This is a genomic window from Paenibacillus sp. FSL R7-0189 (genome assembly GCF_037969925.1).
GTDB lineage: Bacteria > Bacillota > Bacilli > Paenibacillales > Paenibacillaceae > Paenibacillus_AQ > Paenibacillus_AQ odorifer.
The window spans coordinates 2,187,040-2,202,380 of record NZ_CP150223.1 but is presented as its reverse complement, the minus strand read 5'-3'; the positions used below and the strand labels follow the sequence as shown (position 1 = coordinate 2,202,380).

Sequence of the window (15,341 nt, the reverse complement as noted above, 5' to 3'; positions counted from 1 at the left end):
GGGGTGAAATATCCATGTGTAATTTTATTATAAGATACTTTTAGTAAATCGATAACCCTATATTTTAGCGAAAAAACGAACAAAAATGCTAACTTTTTTGGTAGGTGTAAAGCGAAAGACACCTTGAAAGGTGTCTTTTTTTATTTTTGCGGCATGTCTACTCCACTAAAACACCATTAACAAACGTCATAGATTTATCTTTGAATTCAAGAATAAACTTGTTTGGAAAATCCAGATCGGTATGAATCTCCGTCCCCAACATAACTTTTTTTCCGACATCATCAAAGGGATTATGAAGTAAACCTCTAGGCGTATACCTAGTTTCAGAACCGATTACATTATTATTCTCATCGCGGATAAATTTAGTTTTTCCTGAGAACACGAGGTCCTTGCCATTTTCCAAAGTTAGATGAACCTCCAAACGATCCTTTGTCTTCTGATAATCTATGACTACATCTTTAGAGGATACAGGGAAACCGATAACAAAAAATCCAATAAGGGCCGTAGCCAGTATAAGTACCGATAAGACGGAATAAATGAGAGTTTTTATATTCTTTTTTTTCACTTTTTTAAAATAATTGAGTTTGTTAACTTCCTCTTTATCAATAATAGGCACACTTAGATTTGCTGTGGCGGTCATTTCATTATAGGATTGAAGGCAGCTTTCACAGGATTGCAGGTGTTTTTCGATTTCTTCGTTACTATGTACAGAGGTTAGCTTTTCAATATAGGAAGGTAATAAATCCTGAATAATCTCGCATTTCATGAAGATCTTCCTTTCATCAATTTTTGTTTTCCACGGTAAAAGGTAACTCTTGCCCAGGTCTCATCTCTTCCAAGAATTTCGCCAATTTCCCGAAAACTGAATTCTCCGGTTAAACGCAGATATAATACTTCTTTGGTATTTGGATCAAGTAAATGAAGTTGTTTAAATAAATCCATTTTGTCCTGAGCAAAAATGAACTGGGATTCTGTTGAATTTGCGTTAGCCAAAGAAGCGTCTTCTAATTCCTCAGACTTCCGCTTGCGCTGCTTGTCCAGCTCCTGATACCACACATGTTTAGCAATTTGACAGAGCCATACGTATACTTTGCAGGTCCCATCGTATTTGTCTATCGATTTTATAGCTCTATAAAAAGTTTCTTGGGTAATTTCTTCTGCCAGCAAGTGATTATGACAAAGGCTAAATACGAATTTATATACTTGGGTTGAATATTCCCTGTATAATTGCTCGTTGTCCTGCATCCATTCACCTCCTCAAGTTATATATCCGTAAAAAGCTATAAACGTTACAAGTTTTTTTAAAAAAATTGATTTATACAATTATCGCTTTCAACCCCGGTATGTGAGGGAATTAAGGAAGTTCAGCGTTAAGGCTGGTTTCACAGTAGGTTTACCCTTTATAATTACATGAGATCTTATTGTACAAGTTACAAGGGGGTTCATATATGATAACAAAGGTAAACCGGCAGTTAAATGAGGGTCCTAAAATTCAAAAAGAGCAAGAGCTTGTTACCAAAATGATTCGTATATATTGTAAGAAAAAACATCATCATAAGGGGTTTTGTGAGGAATGTCAGGAATTAAATGAGTATGCGCTGAAGAGGCTAGCCTATTGTAAATTTGGTGAAGAGAAAACAGCTTGTGCCAAATGTCCTGTTCATTGTTACAAACCGGATTATCGCCAAAGAATTAAAGGGGTTATGCGTTTTTCTGGTCCGTGGATGCTGCTCTATCATCCCATTGAGTCGATTAGGCATATTCCGCTACCCAATAAATTGAGAAAATAAGTGAAAACCGGACATCATTTGATGCCCGGCTTAATGTGTTTTTAGATATCATTCTCCCAGTTTTTCAGCCTTCACCAAAATCTCTCGCAAAACCCGGGCAACCCGGCTTTTTCTTCTCTTTACTTTTACACTTATCCGTCTTAACGACTCTTGGTATACGGCGGTATCCTTGGGTTCATAGAGCTGTTTGGCGGCAATCCGTAACGTTCTTCTCATTAATATTGCTGATGAACGTGTTAACTTCGTTCGGTATCCTCTGCGCAAGACCCGTATAGTATGTTTGTACTTCTCTAAGTCTTCGTTTGGGGGAACAAGGGCGAACAGATTTAGGGAGGAGTCATTGAACCCGTAGCTTTTGAACATAATTTTTAGATTCTCAATATTTATGAGATTCCCTCTGAAGTGGGTTGGATGTTCTTGGTGAACGCCGACAACTTCTTTGATGCTGTGAAAAGGGATTTTTAATCGATGCAGTCGATACCCAAGGTCCCAATCTTCGAGTCCATAGAGGATAAACTGTTCATTAAAACCTCCAGCACGAGTTAATTGGCTGCGTCTTATGGACACACAACGTGTGACGAGTAACATCCAAGGGGCTACATCTGTGCTGGCAAATTGCTTTTTAGTATTTGGAGGAACTCTTGAGGGAAAGGTGACTTTTGATAACGTCTCCGTCTGCTGAAGGATATCATTGGGTGTGATTAATGGGATGATTTCAGTCGCTGATTCGAAGTCGGGATTCCATAAGTTAGAAGGCGAAAGTGTATTGCGGCAATGCTCTTTTTCTTCAGGAGAAAAGTCTGGGTAGTAGTGGGTATAAGCGTCATCCCATGAGTGTGGAATACCTGAAATTATGGACTTAGGATATTTACGGTGATACTGGTTTACGATCCTAATGAAGTCAGGGAATACTAGAAAATCAGCATCGCAGAAGATGACGTATTTCCCTTTTGCCTGACTCAGCCCCAGATTTCTCACGGCAGAACGGCCGCGTTGTTCCTGCTGAGCGACATAAATAAGCGGATAAGAAGTTTGAAAGCTTTCGACCATTTCCTTGGTACCATCTGTAGAACCGTCATCTGCGACGATCACCTCGAATCGATCCTTCGGATAGGTCTGTGTCTCGAATGAAGTGAGTGTAAGTAGCAGCTGCTGAAGTCGGTTATAGGTTGGAATTATGATGCTGTAACGGATAGCCAGAATGATCACCCCCACCATTTAATAAAAGCCCTTGAATAGGATAAATAATAACAATATATTCAGGGACTTTAGCCTGGTCTAGTCAAACGCCTTTAAGGATCGAAATAGGCAGTGGACAGGGGCCAATATGGGATGATCTTTAAAAAAGACAGCCCCTAAAGGAGATCTATCGATTCCTTTAGGGGCTGCTCCTTTTTATTTTCTATTTTCCACTAGGTAATAATTTATTCAATAAGATCGCTGCCAATGAAGCAGCTAGGATAGGTGAGCCTAATAAATACTGCACGAATGTAGGTAAAGAGTTCAAGTAGTCACCAGGAATGAGTACCAACGCCAAGGTGATGATCATAGGTAAGGCAATAATGTACATTTCTTTTTCGCCGATAGTTACATTCTTCATTACTTGCACACCATTAATTGCGATGATGCCGCAGATGATGGCGAAGACGCCGCCGATTACAGCGGATGGAATGGAAGAGATCAAAGCGGCGAGTTTACCAGAACAACCAAAGAGGACAAACCATCCTCCTACAGCGAGAAAGACCCGGCGGCTGGCAACACCTGTAATGGAGATGATCCCTGCATTAGTTGAATAACCTGTAACAGGAGTCGAACCGAGCACAGAGGCAATAAGACAGCCAATTCCTTCTCCAATTACGCCGCGGTTAATATTTTTGTCTGTCAAAGGTTTATTGATTACATTGCTGACCGCAAACCAGGTGCCTGTTGTTTCAGCCAGCAGCACGATATAAATAATAACCATGGTGATAATAGCTGAAAAGTTGAAGGAAAAGCCGAAATCAACAAAAGCGATCCGCGGCATGCTAAACCATTTAGCGTTGCTTATCGCTGAGAAATCTAAAACGCCCATAATATTAGCCGAAATACATCCGACTACTAACGCCATCATTACGGAAAGAATTCGGAAGATAGATCCTTTATTACGGAACAAAGTACCGAGAATCACAAAAATAAGCAGTGTAGCGCCTGAAATAAGGGCTAATAATACGTTTTGATTAATTGAAGCGCCGGAGGCTCCGTAGATATTATCTCTGATCGCAACAGGCAATAAAGATAGACCTACAATGAAAATGATTGTGCCGCCTACGATAGGTGGGATAAAGTTTTTGACGATTTTATTAAAAATTCCAGCATAGCCCAAAATAATAACCAGGATGGCCCCGATTAAGCTGGCACCTAACACGGAGCTCCAACCGAGCTCCCCGCCACCACTAGCCGCATAAATACTGACGATCGCACCAAGCGGAACATAAGAAGGACCTTGAGCGATAGGCAGCTTCATACAGAAATAGGTTTGCACAATCGTTGCAAGTCCTGCGGCAATAAAGGTGGATTGGATTAACGCGCTGGACTGATTGGGTTGTAAGCCGATTAACATCGCAATAAGGAATGGCACTACATAGACATCCATAGCCAATACATGTTGAAAACCGAGAATGACGGATTTACTAAATGAAACTTTTTCATCGGGTAGGACAGTTAATAGCTGTGATTCCAAATGTGCTTGCTCTTGTACGTTTGCTTGTGTTTTCACTCCGATGCCCACCTTAAGTTTTTTAGTTTAATTAATCTTTAACGCGAATGAACTTTTTCACCCTGTACCCAGACTTCACGGATATTTTCAGGCCGGGCCAGATACATTATCTTTTGAAAAATATCTTGCAAATCCTCATTCTCATCAAAGATGGGCAATTTCGCCGACGGTAATTTCGTATCAATAATTTGAACATCCCAGGTATAACCTTCTAGTAACCGGCCGATAGGTAAGCTTAAGCTTTCCCCGCCGCCAGCGGTAGCAAGATAAAAGGATTCATGGATCGTAATCCGTGATCCGGGTACTCCGCGATTTGGTGCAGACAGGGAAGGATTCACACCATCCTCCAGCATTCTTGAAGACATTACGGCTTGTCTAATGTTATCGAAGAGACTAGGTGAAAAACCTCCGGAAATATCAGAGCCTAAACCAATCTCCACGCCTTTGGCATGGAAGTCAGCGATCGGAATAACACTATTGGCAAAATACGCGTTGGATATCGGACAATGAGCAATAGCTGTTCCTGTCTCTGCAAACAAATTCACATCATCTTCATCTAAAAAATTACAATGTGCCATTACAGATTTATCACTGAGCAGACCAAAATCATGCAAGGCAAAAGCATCGTTCTTCTGGAACCGTTCTTGCACATAACCGTGCGCCCAATCACTTTCACTACAGTGCGATTGAACATACGTATCATATTTAGCGGCTAGTTCTCCCAAGCCTTGTAAAGCCTCATTAGTGCAGCTTGGAATGAACCTTGGTGTCACTACCGGATATACGCCTTGTTTAGTAGATTTAGCGAGTTCTTGTACAGCTAGTATAAATTCTTCCGTATCCACTAGTGCGGTGTGGGTGTCGGAGTCGCGGTAATTCTCAGGATTTCCCTGCGGATCGTCCATAACCACTTTTCCAACGAGTCCACGTTGCCCTTTTTCCGCACATATTTTAGCCAATAATAAACTGGCCTCTTTATGCACCGTTGCAAAATAAAGTGCTGTAGTTGTTCCGTTTGCGAGCAAAGTGCCAACCACGTCATCGTAGACTTTTTTTGCAAAAGCCAGGTCCGAGAATTTAGACTCCAGTGGGAAGGTATAAGTATTTAGCCAATCATAGAGTGGAATATCTAATGCAGTTCCAGATTGAGCCCATTGTGGCGCGTGAACATGCAGGTCGATAAAGCCGGGCAAAAAATACTGGCCTTCAGCTAATACATGAAAATTGTCCTGACCTTGATAAGCATCAAGCAAGGGTTGATAGTCGGGGTGCTTCGGTGCAACAATCATTTCTATCATCCCATCCGTGTTGATACAGAAGAGATGGTCCTTTAAAATTTGAATTTCTTTTGGGGATAGGCTAGAAAATGAAGTGCCTAGGAATATTTGCATATATTTTCTCATGATTTCCGCCTTAATGTTCGTCTTTTGGTGTGCATTCGTTATTATAATCCGTGAAAAAGGATAAGTCCAGACCAAAAGTCGAATAAAGGCGTAATTGACGGATAGGAGGAGCGGAGGAATTGAAACCGAATATGACGCATAGACGTCATGTTCGCTATGCTAGAATACAGAAAAAGATAGGGGGAAGTAAAATGCCAAAACATGAATATAGAAAGCATGAAAAGGAGTTATATCAACCCAAAGCTAAGCCGCAATTATTAGAAGTTGGGAAACAGAAATTCATCTGTATAAAAGGTAAAGGTAATCCTAATCATGAGGATTTTTCAGAAAGAGTCGGGGTTCTATACTCTCTGGCCTATGCGGTGAAAATGATGCCTAAAAATGGATTTACTCCGGAGGGTTATTTTGATTATACGGTATATCCACTCGAAGGATTATGGGATTTGACAGAGGAAGGTAGAAATCACAAGGATTTAATAAAAGATGAATTACTATATACAATAATGATAAGACAACCGGATTTTGTAACAAGAGAGACGGTAGAAAGAGCTTTTGAGATAGTAAATAAAAAGAAACCTCACCCCCTATTGAAAGAGGCATATTTTGATGAATTAGAAGATGGCTTATCGGTGCAAATCTTGCATATTGGTTCATATGATAGTGAACCTGAATCATTCCAACAATTAAAAATGTTTATAGATGAAAACAATTATGTGCTAAAAACGCTTGTTCATAGAGAAATTTATCTGTCGGATGCTAGAAAAGTAGAACACGATAAGTTGAAAACCATTTTAAGATATAGAATTAATAAAAAATAGCAGGTCGGCTTCGATTCCTTTACGGTTATAGGAAATGAATGCGGTTACCATCTTGTGATATAATAGATGAAATCGATAGATAGTTTGAGAAAATTGGATTAGGAGTGTTGCCTGGATGAGAAGATACAACATTTGGCGCCCGTTGATGTTAATTATTGTTGCTGTACTTACAAAAAGCTTGGTCACTAACCTGTGCATTTTGTTTGGTATGCAGGCTGAAGCAGCGAGTAGTATGGGAACGCTGGGCATGGTCATTGCCGGTTTAGTGATGTACAATCGCATGACAAATCGCCGTCGTAAATAAGGTGGCCGGATAGATTATAAACGTCTGGTTATTATGTTATAGTAAAGATTGAAATAAAACTTGTATCGACCTGAAAAGGAGTACTTCATGACACAGTTTGTCTACAAACAAATTATTGATGACTTAAAAATGAAAATTTTTGCTGGGCAGTTTCCCGATATGAAATTACCGGATGAACGAACGCTTAGTGAAACTTATCAAGTGAGTCGTAGTTCTATTAAAAGTGCTCTGACTAAAATGGCAAATGCCGGCATTATTTTTAAAAAGCGTGGCTCAGGGACATTTATAAATCCTTTATACATAAAAAATGAATCTATTTTTAACTACGAAGGCTCTAATTTAGGTGTCACCGACAATTTTCAAATGAATGGGAAGAAGCCAAAGATTAAAGTTCTGAAATTCGAGGTCATTCCACCAACGGAAGAACTGCAACGGGATCTGTTTTTAGGACCACATGATTTTGTATACAAAATCGTTCGCTTGCGTCTTTTTGATGATGAACCCTTTATGATTGAAACGGGTTATATCCCAATCAAAATCGTGCAGAACTTAAATCAGACTATTATTGAAGGATCTATCTTTAATTATTTGGAGGATTCACGGAACCTGGCGGTAACCAAATCCTTTTTATCGATATCCGCAGAACCCTCTGAGGCTACGGATCAAGAGCTGCTGCATTTGCAGGCGAATGAACCAGTAAGCATTATGGAAGGGATTTTCTTTTTAGATAATGGCACACCCTTTGAATTCTCCCATATGCGCTTCCACTATAAATACTTAAAATTTAATACCTTTGTGTCCGTTCATTAAAAGTAAGACTGGGGAATTTTTCTCGGTCTTATTTTTTTTATTTTGCGCAAAATAGATGAAGGACGAGTAGCAAATATCCCCGCAAACTACAGCCCATATTTTTACATATATATTAATATTGACGTATTTTTACAGACAATTGACACCGTTTTTCATACTATGTTCATATTTTCACAAAATTGGACCGTATCATTTGTTGAAAAGGTTGAATTAATTTTTGGCGGCGGTATGATGTACTTGTGGAAGAAATTACTGCAATGTAGACACAGAAAAAATTTTGGGGAGTGGAAGAAATGGTATTATCCATGGATGTTGATTACTCATCAAAAACTTATTTAGAGAAGCTTGATGCATACTGGCGCGCAACTAACTACATCTCTGTAGGTCAACTGTATTTGAAAGATAATCCGTTGTTAAGAGAACCGCTGAAAGAAGCAGACGTAAAGATTAAGCCAATTGGACACTGGGGAACTATTCCCGGCCAGAACTTTATTTATGCCCATTTGAATCGGGTCATTACTAAATATGATTTGAATATGTTCTATATCGAGGGTCCTGGTCATGGCGGTCAGGTCATGGTTTCGAACTCCTATCTCGATGGTAGCTATACTGAAATTTATCCGGAAATTACACAAGATATCTCAGGTCTGAAGAAATTGTTCAAACAATTCTCTTTCCCAGGTGGAGTTGCTTCCCATGCTGCCCCTGAAACACCTGGATCGATCCACGAAGGTGGCGAATTAGGTTATTCTCTATCCCACGGTGTAGGTGCAATTCTGGATAATCCAGATTTAATCTCCGCTGTTGTTATTGGCGATGGAGAGGCTGAAACTGGCCCATTAGCGGCTTCATGGTTCTCCAACCGGTTCATCAATCCAGTTACTGATGGTGCAGTTCTGCCGATCTTGCACTTAAATGGTTTCAAAATCAGTAACCCAACGATTCTGTCTCGTCAATCCAAAGAAGAAATTACTGCATACTTTAAAGGTATGGGTTGGGAACCGTTCTTCGTTGAAGGCGAAAATCCTGATCTAATGCATCCAGAAATGGCTAAGGTGCTTGATACCATCGTAGAAAGAATTGAAGCGATTCAAAAGAATGCACGTGACAACAATGACCTTACGCGTCCGGTTTGGCCAATGTTGGTCTTCCGTTCTCCTAAGGGCTGGACGGGTCCAAAGCAATGGGATGGTGTTCCGAATGAGAACTCGTTCCGTGCCCATCAGGTGCCGATTCCAGTGGATCAAAAGAATATGAAACATGCTCCAGCGTTATTGGAGTGGATGAACAGCTATAGACCAGAAGAATTATTTGATGACAATGGTCGTCTGAACGCTGAACTTGCTGAGATTCTGCCAACTGGCGACAGACGTATGGGAATGAACCCAGTTACTAATGCTGGCAACCAGATTAAAGATCTAAACTTACCCAATTTCCGTAAGTTCGCACTTGATAATTCCAAACCAGGTGAAGTAATAGCACAAGACATGGCCGTTCTGGGTAAATACATGAAAGATGTTATCTCTCTGAACGAAGAGAACCGCAATTTCAGAATTTTCGGACCGGATGAAACAATGTCCAACCGTCTGGGACCTGTCTTTGAAGTGACGAAACGTCAATGGTTGGATCAAGTGATTGAGCCGAATGATGAATTCCTAGCTTCTTATGGCCGTGTTATCGATTCCCAATTGTCTGAACATCAGGCAGAAGGTTTGCTTGAAGGTTACGTATTGACAGGTCGCCATGGTTTCTTTGCAAGCTATGAAGCTTTCTTGCGTGTCGTGGATTCGATGATTACTCAGCATTTCAAATGGCTGCGTAAAGCAACAGATCAAAGCTGGCGTGCGGATATTCCATCATTGAATGTGGTAGCAACTTCAACTGTATTCCAACAAGACCACAATGGTTACACTCACCAAGATCCAGGTTTGCTAGGTCACTTGGCTGATAAAAAACCAGAATTTATCCGTGAGTATTTGCCGGCTGATGCGAACTCCTTGCTGGCTGTCTTTGACACCGTCTTAAATGACCGTCAAAAAATTAACTTGATCGTTTCTTCCAAACATCCTCGTCCACAATGGTTCAGTGCGGATGAAGCACAAGAGCTGGTGGATAAAGGACTGAAGATTATTGACTGGGCAAGCACCGATCAAGGTGGAGAGCCTGATGTTGTCTTTGCTTCTGCAGGTACAGAACCAACTATCGAAAGCTTGGCTGCAATCTCTATCCTGCATGAAAAACTGCCGAACCTTAAGATTAGATATATCAACGTGGTAGACTTGTTGAAACTGAGAAGTCAAAAATTAGATCCGCGTGGCTTATCTGACGAAGAGTTTGATCAATTTTTCACAAAAGATAAACCAGTTATCTTCGCTTTCCACGGATATGAAGGTCTGATTAAAGACTTGTTCTTTGATCGCCATAACCATAACCTGCACGTACACGGATACCGCGAGAATGGCGATATCACAACACCATTCGATATGCGCGTATTGAATCAAATGGACCGCTTTGACTTGGCGAAGGAAGCTGTTCTGAGCTTGCCTAATGCTAACGACTATAAAGCGATCGCAGATGAAATGGATGCTATCGTTAAGAAACATCACCAATTCATTCGTGAAGAGGGTATTGATTTGCCAGAAGTAGAGAACTGGGTATGGAAAGCTTTGAAATAAACGTATAGCCAGTACCATAGGAAGTAATACAAAAAGACACCTTTAGAGGTGTCTTTTTATTTGTGTGCGCCCAGCATGGGCGCTATCTATAGGGTTGAAGTCCCGAATGGCGAAGGCAGTAGTAGCCATTAGCTTAAGGCAAGGGTGTCCACCGCGAGGTGGAATCTGAAGGAAGCCAGCGGCAAATCTCCGGTCTGAGGAATACGAACTTCATACAAGGCTAACGTAGGCTGGATGAGGTTGCACAACAAACCAAAGTCCATACTGCCAAAGGCGTACGAGAGTAAATGAAGCAGATAGATGGAGAGGAAGATAGCGTTCTTACCTGGGGAGATCTGTGTGATAGGCGAGTATACTTCGTAACCCTACTTGTGAGAGTAGGCTGAGTGCACAGAAGTCAGCAGACGCCATAGTACGCAAGCTGTTGCAACAGCTGCGGAAGGGCTGAACATGGAATAGGATTTATACATCCAGGCGTTCAAGATGAGCGATGAATGCAGAAAAAAAAAAATCCGAAAGGACCTGACTGAAGAAGGAAACGGTGAATCCCGTGGGGGTCTTCAGCAGGGCGGAGTTCATCTTTGGCACAAATGGAAGGTATAAATCACGTAAAGAGAGGTTAAAAAAAAAATGTTGGAGCAACTGCTATCACGGGAAAATCTTCTGCAAGCCTTAAAGCGTGTTGAAGCGAATAAAGGAAGTCATGGCGTAGATGGGATGTCCGTAAAATCCTTACGAGAACACATCGTACAAAACTGGCAGACCTTGCGGCATGCCATAGAAGAAGGAACCTATGAACCGAGCCCCGTGCGCCGAGTCGAAATCCCGAAACCCGGTGGCGGAGGTGTTAGGTTACTAGGAATACCTACCGTGACAGATCGAATGATTCAACAAGCAATCGCGCAGGTGTTAACTCCATTGTTTGATCCAGAGTTTTCCGACCATAGCTATGGATTCCGTCCGAAAAGACGAGGGCATGATGCGGTGAGGAAAGCTCGAACCTTTATGAAAGAAGGCTATCGATTCGTAGTCGACCTAGACTTGGAGAAATTCTTTGATCGCGTCAACCATGACCGACTGATGATGAAGATTTCGGAGAAAGTGGAGGACAAGAAAGTTCTCCTGCTTATCCGCAAATATCTTCAGTCAGGTGTGATGGAGAACGGGTTAGTAACCCCGACAACGGAAGGTGCCCCGCAAGGCGGTCCACTGAGTCCGTTATTATCTAACATTGTCCTAGATGAGCTCGACAAAGAACTCGAGAAACGTGGGCACCGCTTCGTTCGTTATGCGGATGATTGCAATATTTACGTGAAAACGCTAAGAGCAGGAGAGAGAGTCAAGACAACGGTCACCCGATTCATCGAGACGAGGCTAAAGCTGAAGGTGAACCAAGTAAAGAGCGCGGTAGACCGTCCCTGGAAACGAAAGTTTCTAGGATTTAGTTTTAGTGTGGACAAAGAACCAAAGGTGAGAATTGCGAAGCAGTCCTTACAGAGAGTCAAGGTTCGAATACAGGAGATATCCTCTCGAAAGAGATCGATGAAGATGGAAGAGCGAATCAAGGAACTAAACCACTACCTCATGGGATGGTGCGGTTATTTCTCGCTGGCGGATACCCCAAGTACCTTTCGAGATATGGATAAATGGATACGAAGAAGGCTACGAATGTGCCTCTGGAAGCAGTGGAAGACCCCTAGAACCAAAGTCAAAAGACTTATATCCTTAGGGGTACCTAAGGATAAAGCCTATGAGTGGGGAAATACCCGAAAAGGGTATTGGCGAATTGCAGGGAGTCCAATTCTACAACATGCATTGAATAACCAATATTGGGAAGCCAATGGATTAAAGAGTGTATTGGACAGATACAACTCCTTACGGAATATTTCATGAACCGCCGTATATCGAACGGTACGTACGGTGGTGTGAGAGGTCGGGGGCTAGCCGCCCCCTCCTACTCGATTCAAGTAACCATACAAAACAATTATAATCATTTTTTCATCTTTACCACTGTAAATATATGTGAGTAAATAGGTGGGTAAAGAAAGGGGAGAAATGTATGACATCTATTGATAAACTTCCCAAGTCTATAGAAATACAGCTTGCAGAACAACCTTTATTTCACTCTGTATCTGATTTAATGAAAGATGGGCAATTCGGTGAGCAGTGGCTTGTATTGACTGAGAAGGAGGTTTCCGTTTGGGGGACGGACGGGAAACTGGTCTCAAAGCTTCTAGTCTCGAATATTACCGATGCCCGGGTAGTAGGCGGGGTAGGCGGCGGTTCGTTGCTTGTGGATACCCAAGAGGGGCCGATTATACTTATACGTTATACAGCATCACTTACCTCTATATTTGGTTTTGCTGCTAAATTAATTGGCGCTGTAGCTAAAGGCGAGGAACGGCCAACCGCTTCTGAAAAAGAGTTTCCAAGAAATTGTCCAAAATGCCGCAATCCGCTGCCGGAAGATTCACAAGCTTGTCCGGTGTGCAAGAGTAACGGCAAGGTTCTATTTCGGATGTTGAGTTACGCTAAGCCTTATAAGATCCAAATGATCGCTGCGGCGATTATGTTGATTTTTACTACATTGGTAGAGCTTGTTCCACCATTTTTGACGAAGATGATCGTTGATAATGTGTTGACAGAAAAGGATATGGGCTCGACGCTTCTATGGATTGTGATCGGGCTAGCAGCCACGTCCTTAGTAATAACTTTAATGCAGACTGTACGTGGACTTATAGGGGTATGGATTGGTTCCAAAATCATGGGTGATCTTCGTCATGATGTGTATCATTCCTTGATGAAATTATCTTTATCTTTTTTCGACCGAAGACAATCTTCGCAATTTATTGGACGGGTGAATAATGATTCAGAGGCGATGCGGCAATTTATGACTGACGGTGTAATCTGGGTCTCGGGTGAATCGCTGCGGGTAATCGCTATTTTCACTATTATGTTCAGTATGGATTGGAAGCTAACGCTGCTTGCTATGCTGCCTATGCCGCTTATGGTGGTGCTGTCGACCGTGTTATGGCCGATGATTGGCAGACGTTGGTACCAGCAGTGGAGATCTATTTTTAGATTAAACGCTTTGGTTGGCGATTCTTTGCAGGGGATTCGTGTAGTCAAAGCATTCGGCCAGGAAACAACAGAGATGTCACGTTATACGGTCGCCAATAAGGAGTTGGTGCGGCATAATATTCGGATCGAAGGCTTATGGCAGGGGATGTTTCCTGCTTTTGCGTTGGTTGCTGGTGTTGGTACGTTATTAATTTGGTTTTATGGCGGAAAAACGGTGCTGGAGGGTCAATTATCCATCGGTACGCTAATTGCTTTGGTGACCTACCTTGGGATGCTTCTCGGACCTTTGCAGTGGGTGAGCCAAATGATCAACTGGGCCAGCCATGCGATTTCAGCAGCAGATCGGGTCTTTGAGATTATGGATACTCCGTCAGATGTGCCTGATACAGTAAATCCAGCAGCCATCGGCCGCGTAAATGGTGAGGTTGAGTTTAAGCGGGTTACTTATGGATACGAAAAACATCATCCTGTGCTCAAGAACGTGGATTTAAAAGTGGGTGCGGGCGAGATGATTGGTCTGGTCGGACATTCAGGTGCCGGTAAGTCGACGTTCATTAATATGATCTGTCGCTTCTATGACACAGATGAGGGAACCATTACCATCGATGGTGTGGACATCCGAAATATCAGCCAGTCAGATCTGCGTAGTCAGATCGGTGTAGTGCTGCAGGAGACGTTTCTATTCGACGGAACGATTGCTGAGAATATTGCCTATTCTAAACCGGACGCTACGGAATTAGAAATCATGCGTGCTGCAAAAATCGCCAATGCCCATGATTTCATCGTTCAATTGCCGGATGGCTATGATACAAGAGTTGGGGAACGTGGCCATAAATTGTCCGGTGGAGAGAAGCAGCGAGTGTCTATTGCCCGAGCAATAATTCACGATCCACGAATTCTAATCCTAGATGAAGCAACAGCTTCTGTAGATACAGTGACCGAGCGGCAAATTCAAGAAGCGATCTCGCGACTGGTAAAAGGCAGAACGACATTCGCGATTGCCCATCGATTATCCACGCTAAGAAATGCGAACCGGCTTGTAGTGCTTGAACGCGGGAAGATCATTGAAGTGGGTACACATGAGGAATTGCTTGCTGCAGAAGGTGCTTACTTCAAGCTAGTTGAGGCACAGAAGGAAATGTCGCAGATTAAGGGGGTTGAGATGCATGAATGATCCGAATCTTGTTAACGGGGAATTGAATCCTAAAGATCCCTATGAGATTAACATTCTTGAACCGGGTGCAATCTCTTTTAGCCGCAGTCAAGGTGGCGTGTTTCAAGGAGTAGTGGAGGGTCAAGTCTATGAGGAATTAATTCTTTTTCGTATATTTCCATTCCAATATACCACGGAGTATATTTCAGTTCGTAACTCCAAGAGTGAGGAGATCGGAGTCATTTGTGACATTGATCAGCTCGATGAAGAAAGTCGCGTGGAAGTGGACACAGAGCTCCGGCTGCGGTATTTTCTCCCGGTTGTAACCCGCATTGATTCTATTAAGCAAAAAGCGGATATGTGGATTTGGGAGCTGCAAACGAATCTGGGCCAGACCCGGATCGTCATGCGGAACCTGCACGAGCATATGCAGTATCCAAGTCATAAACGAATCATTCTTACGGATATCAATGGAAAAAGATGCGAAATCCGAGATTATCTAGCCCTGGATGTTCAGAGCCGGAGCAAGCTGAAGGATGTTTTATAGTCTAG

Annotated in this window: 13 protein-coding genes; 8 read left to right on the top strand and 5 right to left on the bottom strand. The window is 42.2% G+C overall.

Features of this window, described 5'->3' with window-relative positions:
* Positions 1-157 precede the first annotated feature (157 nt).
* Together MKY63_RS09390 and MKY63_RS09385 are read right to left on the bottom strand one after the other, a co-directional pair.
* Complete coding sequence (locus MKY63_RS09390) at positions 158-766, bottom strand: zf-HC2 domain-containing protein (protein WP_076274185.1); 609 nt, start codon at positions 764-766, stop codon at positions 158-160.
* On the bottom strand, positions 763-1,245 hold the full coding sequence (locus MKY63_RS09385; protein ID WP_038568157.1) for a sigma-70 family RNA polymerase sigma factor: 483 nt from the start codon (positions 1,243-1,245) through the stop codon (positions 763-765). Before MKY63_RS09385 ends, MKY63_RS09390 begins: the two co-directional genes overlap by 4 nt.
* A gap of 203 nt (positions 1,246-1,448) precedes the next feature.
* Between MKY63_RS09385 and MKY63_RS09380 the strand changes: the two genes are divergently transcribed.
* Positions 1,449-1,790, top strand: a complete 342-nt coding sequence (locus MKY63_RS09380; RefSeq protein WP_036687189.1) for a nitrous oxide-stimulated promoter family protein — start codon at positions 1,449-1,451, stop codon at positions 1,788-1,790.
* A gap of 48 nt (positions 1,791-1,838) precedes the next feature.
* Here the strand turns inward: MKY63_RS09380 and MKY63_RS09375 are convergent, their stop codons facing one another.
* From MKY63_RS09375 to guaD, 3 genes are all read right to left on the bottom strand, one after another.
* Positions 1,839-2,990, bottom strand: coding sequence for a glycosyltransferase (locus MKY63_RS09375; RefSeq protein ID WP_076274191.1), 1,152 nt, complete (start codon positions 2,988-2,990; stop codon positions 1,839-1,841).
* Positions 2,991-3,192: 202 nt separating this feature from the next.
* Positions 3,193-4,545 carry a solute carrier family 23 protein gene (locus tag MKY63_RS09370; RefSeq protein ID WP_036687191.1) on the bottom strand — a complete coding sequence of 451 codons (1,353 nt, stop codon included), beginning with the start codon at positions 4,543-4,545 and terminating at the stop codon, positions 3,193-3,195.
* A 38-nt stretch (positions 4,546-4,583) separates the two neighbouring features.
* Positions 4,584-5,948 (bottom strand): guanine deaminase, encoded by a 1,365-nt coding sequence (gene guaD, locus MKY63_RS09365; RefSeq protein ID WP_038568158.1) that lies wholly within the window; start codon positions 5,946-5,948, stop codon positions 4,584-4,586.
* Between the two features lie 119 nt (positions 5,949-6,067).
* On the opposite strand from guaD, the gene MKY63_RS09360 reads away from it, so the two are divergent.
* From MKY63_RS09360 to MKY63_RS09330, 7 genes are all read left to right on the top strand, one after another.
* Positions 6,068-6,766 carry a GyrI-like domain-containing protein gene (locus tag MKY63_RS09360; protein ID WP_254924599.1) on the top strand — a complete coding sequence of 233 codons (699 nt, stop codon included), beginning with the start codon at positions 6,068-6,070 and terminating at the stop codon, positions 6,764-6,766.
* A gap of 115 nt (positions 6,767-6,881) precedes the next feature.
* Entirely contained in the window at positions 6,882-7,070 is a 189-nt protein-coding gene (locus MKY63_RS09355) for a hypothetical protein (RefSeq protein ID WP_076101096.1), read from the top strand.
* 87 nt (positions 7,071-7,157) lie between these two features.
* Entirely contained in the window at positions 7,158-7,880 is a 723-nt protein-coding gene (locus MKY63_RS09350; protein WP_036687196.1) for a GntR family transcriptional regulator, read from the top strand.
* Positions 7,881-8,173: 293 nt separating this feature from the next.
* Positions 8,174-10,555 carry a phosphoketolase family protein gene (locus MKY63_RS09345; protein WP_174890031.1) on the top strand — a complete coding sequence of 794 codons (2,382 nt, stop codon included), beginning with the start codon at positions 8,174-8,176 and terminating at the stop codon, positions 10,553-10,555.
* Between the two features lie 630 nt (positions 10,556-11,185).
* Positions 11,186-12,448 carry a group II intron reverse transcriptase/maturase gene (gene ltrA / locus MKY63_RS09340; protein WP_036681916.1) on the top strand — a complete coding sequence of 421 codons (1,263 nt, stop codon included), beginning with the start codon at positions 11,186-11,188 and terminating at the stop codon, positions 12,446-12,448.
* 166 nt (positions 12,449-12,614) lie between these two features.
* Positions 12,615-14,810 (top strand): ABC transporter ATP-binding protein, encoded by a 2,196-nt coding sequence (locus MKY63_RS09335; protein WP_076105214.1) that lies wholly within the window; start codon positions 12,615-12,617, stop codon positions 14,808-14,810.
* The gene (locus tag MKY63_RS09330) at positions 14,803-15,336 is read left to right on the top strand and encodes a DUF1854 domain-containing protein (RefSeq protein ID WP_339812596.1); all 534 of its coding nucleotides are present in this window, start codon (positions 14,803-14,805) and stop codon (positions 15,334-15,336) included. The genes MKY63_RS09335 and MKY63_RS09330 overlap by 8 nt, the downstream gene beginning before the upstream one ends.
* Positions 15,337-15,341 lie beyond the last annotated feature (5 nt).